Raw genomic sequence first — 10791 nt, 5'->3', positions numbered from 1 at the left:
AGTATTTTATACTATTTTAAGTAACAAAAAATATATATTATTATATACATCGTAAAGGTGTATAATTATATAATATGTAAATATAAGGAGGATAACTATGAATTTTCAACTTAATATACTTAAATTTTTTCAAGGTATTAGAACACCAATATTAAATGCATTATTTCTAATACTAACAATAAGTACAGAAGTGCCAGTAATAATTCTTTTAACTGCTATTACTTACTGGTGTATAAATAAAAAATATGGACAAAAACTACTATTTACATTAATACCAAATATAGTTATAAATACAGGTATAAAAGAATTTGTAAAAGAACCTAGACCAATAGGTGTAGCAGGAATTGAGTCTTTAAGAACTCAAACAGCAACAGGATATTCTTTTCCAAGTGGACATACACAAACAGCAACTACATTTTGGTCTACTTTAATGATTATATTTAAGAAAAAATTGATTTATATATTAGGAACAATAATAATATTAGGCGTAGGTATATCAAGATTATATCTTGGAGTTCATTGGCCAGTAGATGTAATATTTGGTTGGATATTTGGAATAGTTTTTACAGTGATATTTGCTAAATTATTTGATATAGTAGATGAAAGTAAAAATTATAAAATATTATTTTTAGTTTTAATACYATTTATATTATTTATTTTTATATTAAAAAGTGAATCATATCTAAAGATTTTAGGACTATTATTAGGTTTAATAATAGGATATATAATTGAAGATAAATTTATAAAATTTAAAACTATAAATGATTATAAGAATGAAGAGGATTCTAATTATAAAGTAAATAACAATAAAAATTATATAGTTAAATGTGCATATAGATTTATATTAGGTATAATTACTCTAGGATTTTTATATTTAGTACTAGATTATGTAATGCCAGAAAATGCAATACTTAGTTCGATAAAATACTTAATAGTATCTTTATATGCAATAGCAGGTGTACCTGCATTATTTAAAGTAGTGAAACTTGATTAAAAATAAAAAATAGAGGTGTGACAATTTGAAAAAAGTAGTTGTAATAGGAGCAGGAGCAGCAGGAATGATGGCAGCAGCAACTGCAGCAAATAGAGGATTAGATGTAACTTTAATAGAGAAAAATCATAGAGTCGGAAGAAAAATACTTATAACAGGAAAAGGAAGATGTAATATAACTAATGACTGTGATATAGAAGAACTTATAGAAAATGTTCCAACTAACGGAAAGTTTTTATATAGTGCCTTTTATACATTTACAAATACAGATGTTATTGAAATGTTTAATAAACTTGGAGTAGAGACAAAAACTGAAAGGGGAAAGAGGGTATTCCCTGCAAGTGATAAGGCACATGACATAGCTAATGCCCTTGAAAAAATGGTAAAAAGCCAAAAAGTAAAAATACTTCTTAACACTAAAGTAGATAAGATAATATCCAAAGAAAATAAAGTAGAAAAAGTAATATTAGATAATAAAAAGGAAATACTATGTGATAGTGTAATAATTGCAACAGGAGGACTTAGTTATCCTTTAACTGGTTCAACAGGTGATGGATATAAATTTGCAAAGAGTTTAGGGCATAAGATAATAGAAACTAAACCATCATTAATAGGAATGGAAGTACAAGAGGAATTTGTAAAAGACATTGGTAAATTATCTCTTAGAAATATTGCAATATGTGTATACAATAGTAAAAATAAAAAAATATATGATGATTTTGGAGAACTTGAATTTACAAAATACGGAATAGATGGACCGGTTATAAAGTCAGCTAGTTGTAGAATGAAGGATACTACTAAAGAAAATTACAAAATAGTATTAGATTTAAAACCAGCACTAGATGAAGAAAAATTAGATAAAAGAATTCAAAGAGATTTTCAAAAGTACACTAACAAGAAATTTGAAAATGCACTAGATGATTTATTACCTAAAAAATTAATACCAATAATAATAAACCTAAGTAAAATAGATAAAAATACAGTAGTTCATCAAATATCAAGAGAACAAAGAAAATCTTTAGTTCATTTACTTAAGAATATAACTTTAACAGTAAAAAGATATAGACCAATAGAAGAAGCTATAATAACTTCTGGTGGAATAAAGGTAAGTGAAATAAATTCAAGTACTATGGAATCTAAGTTAATAGAAGGTCTTTTCTTTGCTGGAGAAGTTATAGATGTAGATGCATATACAGGAGGATTTAACCTTCAAATAGCATTTTCAACAGGATATTTAGCGGGATATTATTGTTAGTAGAATATTGTACAAATGTAAAAGATTACCGAGAATTAAAAATATTAAAGTCCATATAATACTACCAAGAAACAAAATTATTTAGAAAGAAGGTAATCAACAATGTCAAACAACAACAATAATAATCAAAAAGTAGTTCCACAAGCTAAACAAGCTTTAAATCAAATGAAATTAGAAATAGCTAATGAATTAGGTATGAGTAACTACCAACAAATGGACAAAGGAAACTTAACAGCTAGAGAAAATGGATATGTAGGTGGATACATGACTAAAAAATTAGTTGAAATGGCTGAACAACAAATGGCTGGTAAACAACAACAATAATAANNACAATAATAATTACAGTGTAATAATAGAGATAGCCCTATAAATTTATAGGGCTATTATTTATTTCATGGTAATAAAATATTTTTTTATGGACAAAATACAAAAGAATATATATATAAGGAGTAGTGATACATATGGCTGGAGTTAACTTTGAAGAAATAAAAACTAAATTCATAAATGCAGACTTAGATGAAAAAATACGTATTTACACAACAACAGAAGGATTATCAGTAGCACAATTTAGAGAATTATTAAAATATTATCCTATACAACATCTATCAAAGCTAGAAAAAGCTTTAGGATAARAKTTATATAGAAAAANTTAAAAAGAAGTCGAAAGACTTCTTTTTAATTTAAATTGGTTTTATGTACATAGTTATAAATTCTTTCATTACCTAAATCTATAGACTGCGTAGTTATATATTTTATAATACCATCGACATCACAACTGTTTAAATACTCAAGAGGAATTGATAATGCATATCCAGATGAATCAAGTAAATTTTTAAGCTTTATCCTTTGAGGAATACTAGGTTTTTCTGGAGTAGTTTTAAATCTCTTCTTTTTACTTTCAGATAAGTTTTCATTTTGGATATCTATTAGTTTTGCTATGTAAGATGTATATGATTCCTTAAATTCATTTTCAGATAATATATCTTCATTTAATATATCACTTATAAATCCATTAGATAAAATATTTTCAACAAATTTATCAGCTGTTAATTTTCCTGTTGTAATTCCTTTTTGATATTTTCTAAGTACTTTTTTTGTATAGTTGTAAATTTTACTACGAGTTTCTAGATCTAGTTGATCGATTTGCATGAAAACACCCCTTTTTTATATGTTTAGAAAACTCACTATTTTTATTATTGTCAAGTATAAAAAATAATATAATTGTAAAAATTAGAAATATAAAATAAATTTGGAGGTTTTGATATGATTAACGGCTTAATAAAGCTTTTTTATTCTGAAGTTGTAAAAGGTAATATGAAAAAAATGCCTAAAGGAGAATACTCTTTAAAGGATGAATATAAAGGAATAAAAAATTTAACTTTTAAAATAGATAATATAGCCTTAAAATCTATAAAATTTATGTTAGGTTTGACTATACTTATATTATCATTTGAGATTAATACAATACTAGGTATAGGTGTATTTTTGATAGAATTTTTATATATTGTTTATAAAAAAAGCTTAGAGAAACACGTTTTAGATAAGATAAAAAACTTTAAAGATAATATAGAATTTCCCACATTAGATATATTAAGTGAAAAAGGTAAATCCGGTATAAATATACTTATAATTTTTTTGATACTAGGAATTACAACAAAGTTTAATTGGGCAATAGTACTTAGCTTTACAGTTGTTTTTTTATTTACTATAAAAGATATATATAGTAATATTAAATAAATGACTAAATAGGGGGAGTGCTATGATGTTTGATATGATGTTTGATAATATGGAAAATTATAAAATGAAAAACCTTGTTGATATATCAACTATGGTAACTCAATCATTAAACTTTTTTGAGATAAAAGATAAAATAATAGAAAAAATGCTTGAGGTAGTTCACCCCACTAAATCATGTGTGAACTTATTTTATAATAATAACTATAAGTATGCATATTTAGTATGTTCGGAAACTTTAGATAAGGTACCAGATTTATATGATGTGAAAACTCCAAGAGGAATTAGAATAGATTTTAATGAATATCCAAGATATATACATGAAGCAGTAGAAAAAAAACAAATAATTTATATAGAAAATATATTTGAGGATGAAAGAGCTATAGATGAAAGAGAATTAGCTAAAACAGAAGGATATGTTGGACGGATTGTATTTCCTCTAGTTGTAAATTATAATGTAGTTGGATTTATGACTTGTTTTTTAACTAATGAAGATAAAATAAATCAGTATGATATAGATTTTATATCATCAGTTGCATCTCTTATAAGTTTATCTATTGATATAACTATGAAAAATAATAATAATCACATGTTAGTACTTAAGTTAAGAGGTGCTATTAGCTCTATAAATGAAGCAACTGAGAAACTTTATTTTAATAATAATATAAGTGAATTTTTAGATCATTTAAGTAAACAAGCCTGTCATGTAACAAATAGTAAAGAGGCTATAATAATAACCGAAAAATCAAAAGATAAGAAAAAAATATTTAGTTGTTATAGTATAGAAGGAAAAAATCAAACTAATATATATCCTACAATAGGAAAAATATTATCTCAAGATTCTATAGGTGCATATTGTAATGAAAATAAATTAGATAACAAAGAAATAAATAGTTATATATATTATAAAATTAAAGACAAAGATAGTAAATCTGTTATAGGTTACATAGTATGTGCAAATAGCTCTAAATATACAGAAGATGATTTGAATATATTAAGTATACTAGCAAGGCAACTTTCTGTAGCACTTAAATTATATCAATACAATTTAGTTGAAATAAAGCATAAAATTGTTGAGAATGAACTAGATGTATTGAATAAACAGCAAAAACTTATAATGAATGAAAGTAAAATAAAATATGGACTAGACAATGAATTGAATTTTTATCATAGACCAGCTAAGGTAGTAGGTGGAGATTTTTATTCTGCACTTAAACTAGATGATGAAAAAATAGTATGTATATTAGCTGACGTAATGGGGCATGGTATAGTTTCAAACTATGTAGTAGCAATTATAAAAGGTGCATTTAAAGTACTTGCAAGAACTTGTAATTCTCCAGGTGAAATAATGACAAATTTAAATGATATGTTATATGATGAATTTGATAAAATGGGAATATTCACTACTTGTTTAGTAGGTATGATTGATACTAAAAAAAATACAATAACTATATCTAATGCAGGACATTATAGCCCAATTGTAATAAAAAAAGATGCGTCAATAAAGAGAGATTTAAATTGTAAAAAAGGAATACCAATAGGTGTTTTAGAAAATGTAACATATGAAAATAATGTATTACATTTAGATGAGTGCAGTATGGTTTGTATGTATACAGATGGAATACTAGAAATAAAAAATAAATTAAAAGAAGAATACGGAGTATCAAGACTAGAAAGTTTTATGCAAAAAAACTATACATATAGTCAAGAACTTATAGTAGAAAATTTAAAAGCTGAAATTAAAAAGTTTTCAGAAAAAGAAAATTATGATGATGATATATTAATAGTTATGCTTAAAAATAACTAAGGGGAGAAAAACATGAGTACAGAGATTTTAATAATAAACGGAAGTCCAAGAAAAAATAAAAATTGTTTTAAAATATCTGAGCAAATATCAAAAACTTTAACTGAAAATAATATATCCAATAAAATATTTAATATTTATGATATGAATATTGAATATTGTACAGCATGTGGTTTTTGTGAAAAAACTGGATATTGTAAATTTAAAGATGATATGACACCTATGTATGAAATGTTTGATAAAGCTAAGGGCGTTATAGTTATAAGTCCTGTTAATTTTGATTCTATAACTGCAAAATTAAAAACACTTGTAGATAGAACACAAGCAATTTATGCTAGTAAATACATATTAAAAAAACCTTCAATAGATAGAAATAAAAATAGAATAGGAATGTATATTGCAGTAGGAGGCTCTACACCATATGAAACTCAATTTATGGGTGGACAAATAGTAATGGACTTTTTCTTTAAAAGTGTAAATAATAAATTAAAGTATAATATTTATTTAAATAGTACAGATAAATTAACTTATGAAGAAAATACAGAGTTTAAAAATATACTAAATGAAAATTTAAATAATTATATAAATGATATAAAAGAGCTTGATTAAACAAGCTCTTTTTAAGCAAAAAAATAAGGAGGAACTTATGTTAAGATACTTAACAAGTGGAGAATCACATGGAAAAAGCTTAATATCAATATTAGATGGAATACCTGCAAATATTGAATTAAATATAGATGAAATAAATGCTGAATTAAAAAAGCGACAAGGTGGATATGGTCGTGGTGGAAGAATGAAAATAGAGCAGGATAAGATAAATATCCTAGGTGGAGTTAGAGGTAAAATAACTTTAGGTGGACCTATATCTATAGAAATAAAAAATAAGGATTATGAAAATTGGATATCATATATGAATCCAATAGAAGATGTAGACTTTGAAACTAAAAAAGTTAATAATGTTAGACCAGGACATGCAGATTTAGTTGGATGTTTAAAATATGATTTTACAGATGCTAGAAATGTTCTTGAAAGATCAAGTGCAAGAGAAACTGCAAGTAAGGTAGCAGTAGGTGCAATATGTAAGCAAGTTTTAAAAAATTTTGATATAGATTTTACTTCACATGTAGTTCAAATTGGAAGTATAAAAGATAATAATATTTATGAATTTGATTACATAAAAGAAAATGTAGATAAAAGTGAAGTTAGATGCGTAAATAAAGAAGTTGAAAAAAAAATAATAAAAGAAATAGATAAAGTAAAAAGCGAAGGTGACACATTAGGTGGTATAGTTGAAATAAGAGTTAAAAACTTAATACCAGGACTAGGGTCATATACTCAATTTGATAAAAAAATAGATGGGGAATTAGCAATGCACCTAATGAGTGTACAAGCTATAAAAGGTGTAGAAATAGGTATAGGATTTGATGTTGCAAATAATCCAGGTTCTTCTGTAATGGATGAAATATATTATGACACTGAAGGTGGAATTCAAAGAAAAACAAATAGATTAGGTGGTATAGAAGGGGGAATGACAACTGGAGAAGAAGTTTTAATAAGATGTGCTATGAAACCAATCCCAACTCTTTACAAGCCTCTTAATTCTATAAATATAAATACCTTAGAAAATTATAGTGCAAGTATTGAACGTTCGGATAATTGTGCAGTACCAGCTTGTAGTGTTGTTTGTGAAAATGTAGTTGCATTTGTTATATGTAAATATTTACTACATAAAATAGGTGGGGATAATTTAGCTGATTTAAAATCAAATTATAACTCTTATGTAAAAAGGTTAGGAGATAGAGGATGGAAAAAATAATAAATAATGTTTGTAATATAGTAATAGATACTAGTTATAATAATTTTACAGAATCAGTTTATGAGTTTAATAAGAAAAATATTGAAGATTTAACTAAAATTAATATAAATGAAATATATGATGAAGTACTAATTATAAGCGACAATAATGTTTATAAACATCAGCTTGATAATTTTATAAATAACATAAAAATAAAAATGGTCTATGAATATATAGTTCCAGCTGGTGAGGATTCAAAATCTTTATCAGTATATGAAGAAATAATAAAGTATTGTATAAGAATAAACTTATCTAGAAAATCACTTATAATAGCTTTAGGTGGTGGAGTAGTTGGAGACTTAGCAGGCTTTATATCATCTACATACATGAGAGGGATAGATGTTTGTCAAATACCAACAAGTTTACTAGCTCAAGTAGATTCATCTGTAGGTGGAAAGACAGGTATAAATATAGGAAACTTAAAAAATATAATAGGAACTTTCTATCAACCTAAATTTACTTATATAAATATAGATGCACTAAAAACATTGCCACATGATGAATTTATATCTGGAATGGCAGAAGTTATAAAATACAGCATAATATATGATTATGATTTCTTAGATTATCTTATAGATAATGTTGAGAAAATACTTAATAAAGATAATGAAATTCTACAATATGTAGTGAAAAAATGTATAGAGATAAAAGCGGATATAGTTTCTCAGGATGAAAAAGAAGGTGGACTTAGAAAAATATTAAACTTTGGACATACCTTTGGTCATGGAGTTGAAAAACTTTGTAAAATAAGCCATGGAAAAGCAGTAAGTATAGGTATGAACATGGCATTTAAGCTATCATTAGAAAAAGGCTATATAGATGAAAGTTATTATAATAAGTTTACAAAGATATGCGAAGAGTTTGATTTACCATTAACATTTAATATAAATATAGATGAAGATAATAAAATTTCAGAAGAAGATAAGGATAAAATAAATAAAGAAATACTTGAAATAATGAAAAATGATAAGAAGAATAGTTTTGGAAAAATAAACTTAATACTCCCAATAGGAATTGGAAAAGTTGAAATTATTGATAATATAGATGAATATGAAATATTAAACATAATAAAGGGGGCAAATAATGCTTAAAGGAAGCTTTGAACTTATAGGCGATAAATCTATATCGCATAGAGCTATAATGTTTTCATCAATATCAAAAGGTCATAATAAAATAAGCAACTTCTTAATGGGCGAGGATTGTTTAAGTACAATATCTTGTTTTAGAAAAATGGGGGTTGATATACAAATAGATGGAAAAGACGTATATGTTAAAGGAAATGGACTATATGGACTTCAAAGACCTAATGAAATATTAGATGTAGGAAATTCGGGAACTACAATAAGGCTTATGATGGGAATACTTGCAGGAAATAATTTTGATGCAACTTTAATTGGCGATAACTCTATAGGTAAAAGGCCTATGAAAAGAGTAACGGATCCATTAAGACTTATGGGATGTAATATAGAAGGAAAAGATGATGCAAACTATACACCTATAAAAATATATGGTGGAAATCTAAAATCTATAGATTATCATATGCCTGTGGCATCAGCTCAAGTAAAGTCAGCTTTAATACTTGCTAGTCTTTATGCAAATGATACTAGTTTTATACATGAAAAAACTAGAAGTAGAAATCATACAGAGATAATGTTAAAGTCATTTGGAGCAGACATAAATGTAGAAGATTTAAAAATAAGTATAAATCCAGTAAGTGAGTTATTTAGCCAGGATATATATGTACCTGGAGATATATCATCAGCTGCTTTTATAATAGTTTCAGCACTAATAACTAAAGGTTCAGAAGTTATTATAAAAAATGTTGGGTTAAATGAAACAAGAACTGGGATAATAGATGTAGTTAAGAATATGAATGGAAATATAGAAATAATAAATGAAAGATTAGTTGGCGGAGAACTAGTAGGAGATTTATTAGTTAGATATAGTCCTAATTTATATGCAACTACAATAGATAAAGATATAATTCCTAGACTTATAGATGAAATTCCTGTAATAGCAGTTCTTGCTACACAAGCAGAAGGAACTACTATAATAAAAGATGCACATGAACTAAAAGTAAAAGAAAGCAATAGAATAAAAGCTATGGTAGATAACTTAAAAATATTAGGTGCAGATATAGAAGAGTTAGAAGATGGTATGATAATAAAAGGAAAGGCTAAATTAAATGGTGGAAATATAACTACCTTTAAAGATCATAGAATAGCAATGGCATTTTCAACTTTAAACTTAATATCTGATGGAAAAATTATTTTGGATAATGAAGACTGTATAAATATATCATTTCCTGGATATTTTGACCTTATAAAGAAATTATCTAAATAACAATAAATTACAAAATTAAAAAAGTATAAAAATAGATTAAAATTATTAAAATAATATAAATAATTTTTTAAAATAAATATATTGAATTACCAAAATATATGAATGATTTTATTAGCTAATAAAGATAATAAAATCATTTGATTTATTGTTAAATATTATATATAATGTATCATGTATACATAAGATTAGGAGGAATTTAAGATGAAATTACCAATAGCATTATCTAATAGACATGTTCACTTAAGCCAAGCAGACATAGAAGCATTATTCGGTGCAGGACATGAGTTAACTCATTTTAAACCATTATCTCAACCAGGACAATATGCTTGTGAAGAAAAAGTTGACTTAGTAGGACCTAAAGGTACTATAAAAGGAGTTAGAGTTTTAGGACCAGCTAGACCTAACACACAAGTTGAAATATCTTTAGCAGATGGATTTGCTTTAGGAGTAAAAGCTCCAATAAAAGAATCTGGTGATATAGCAGGAACTCCAGGAATAAAATTAGTAGGTCCAGCAGGAGAAGTTGAAATATCAGAAGGTGTTATAGTTGCTTCTAGACATATACATATGAGTTTAGAAGATGCAGCTAGATTTGGTGTAGAAGATAAGCAAATAGTAAAAGTTAGAACTTTCGGACCAAGAGCAGTAGTATTCGAAAATGTATTAGTTAGAGCTAATGCTAACTTCGCTTTAGAAATGCATGTAGACGTTGAAGAAGGAAATGCTGCAGGTGTTAGAAATGGTGAAGAAGTAGAATTAATAGCTGAATAATTATAGATATTTATAATAAAAAGAACGAATTATTTAAG

The 10791-nt window shown here is 25.9% G+C and carries 12 protein-coding genes; 11 read left to right on the top strand and 1 reads right to left on the bottom strand.

Features of this window, described 5'->3' with window-relative positions; all coding sequences use genetic code 11:
• Nucleotides 1-97: 97 nt before the first annotated feature.
• The 4 genes from G3997_RS08355 (at nt 98) to G3997_RS08340 (ending at nt 2878) form a co-directional block, all read left to right on the top strand.
• Nucleotides 98-994, top strand: a complete 897-nt coding sequence (locus tag G3997_RS08355; protein WP_296645336.1) for a phosphatase PAP2 family protein — start codon at nt 98-100, stop codon at nt 992-994.
• Nucleotides 995-1019: 25 nt separating this feature from the next.
• Nucleotides 1020-2246 (top strand): NAD(P)/FAD-dependent oxidoreductase, encoded by a 1227-nt coding sequence (locus G3997_RS08350; protein ID WP_296645335.1) that lies wholly within the window; start codon nt 1020-1022, stop codon nt 2244-2246.
• 102 nt (nt 2247-2348) lie between these two features.
• Nucleotides 2349-2570, top strand: a complete 222-nt coding sequence (locus tag G3997_RS08345) for an alpha/beta-type small acid-soluble spore protein (protein WP_296645334.1) — start codon at nt 2349-2351, stop codon at nt 2568-2570.
• A gap of 137 nt (nt 2571-2707) precedes the next feature.
• The gene (locus G3997_RS08340; RefSeq protein ID WP_296645333.1) at nt 2708-2878 is read left to right on the top strand and encodes a hypothetical protein; all 171 of its coding nucleotides are present in this window, start codon (nt 2708-2710) and stop codon (nt 2876-2878) included.
• A gap of 43 nt (nt 2879-2921) precedes the next feature.
• Here G3997_RS08340 and G3997_RS08335 read toward each other — a convergent pair whose 3' ends face one another.
• The gene (locus tag G3997_RS08335; protein WP_296645332.1) at nt 2922-3395 is read right to left on the bottom strand and encodes a hypothetical protein; all 474 of its coding nucleotides are present in this window, start codon (nt 3393-3395) and stop codon (nt 2922-2924) included.
• 114 nt (nt 3396-3509) lie between these two features.
• Here G3997_RS08335 and G3997_RS08330 point away from each other — a divergent pair, with 114 nt between their 5' ends.
• From G3997_RS08330 to pduL, 7 genes are all read left to right on the top strand, one after another.
• Nucleotides 3510-3983, top strand: a complete 474-nt coding sequence (locus G3997_RS08330; protein ID WP_296645331.1) for a hypothetical protein — start codon at nt 3510-3512, stop codon at nt 3981-3983.
• A 22-nt stretch (nt 3984-4005) separates the two neighbouring features.
• The gene (locus tag G3997_RS08325) at nt 4006-5787 is read left to right on the top strand and encodes a GAF domain-containing SpoIIE family protein phosphatase (protein WP_296645330.1); all 1782 of its coding nucleotides are present in this window, start codon (nt 4006-4008) and stop codon (nt 5785-5787) included.
• 12 nt (nt 5788-5799) lie between these two features.
• Nucleotides 5800-6393, top strand: a complete 594-nt coding sequence (locus G3997_RS08320) for a flavodoxin family protein (protein WP_296645329.1) — start codon at nt 5800-5802, stop codon at nt 6391-6393.
• 37 nt (nt 6394-6430) lie between these two features.
• Nucleotides 6431-7600 carry a chorismate synthase gene (gene aroC, locus G3997_RS08315; RefSeq protein WP_296645328.1) on the top strand — a complete coding sequence of 390 codons (1170 nt, stop codon included), beginning with the start codon at nt 6431-6433 and terminating at the stop codon, nt 7598-7600.
• Nucleotides 7588-8730: a 3-dehydroquinate synthase gene (gene aroB, locus G3997_RS08310; protein WP_296645327.1), complete on the top strand. Its 1143-nt coding sequence runs from the start codon at nt 7588-7590 to the stop codon at nt 8728-8730. The genes aroC and aroB overlap by 13 nt, the downstream gene beginning before the upstream one ends.
• Nucleotides 8723-9982: a 3-phosphoshikimate 1-carboxyvinyltransferase gene (gene aroA / locus G3997_RS08305; protein ID WP_296645326.1), complete on the top strand. Its 1260-nt coding sequence runs from the start codon at nt 8723-8725 to the stop codon at nt 9980-9982. Before aroB ends, aroA begins: the two co-directional genes overlap by 8 nt.
• A 201-nt stretch (nt 9983-10183) precedes the next feature.
• The gene (gene pduL / locus G3997_RS08300; RefSeq protein WP_296645325.1) at nt 10184-10753 is read left to right on the top strand and encodes a phosphate propanoyltransferase; all 570 of its coding nucleotides are present in this window, start codon (nt 10184-10186) and stop codon (nt 10751-10753) included.
• The last annotated feature ends 38 nt before the right edge of the window (nt 10754-10791 follow it).

It is taken from the genome of Romboutsia sp. 13368 (assembly GCF_018336475.1).
Lineage (GTDB): Bacteria > Bacillota > Clostridia > Peptostreptococcales > Peptostreptococcaceae > Romboutsia.
This window is presented reverse-complemented; position numbering and strand designations above follow the sequence as displayed.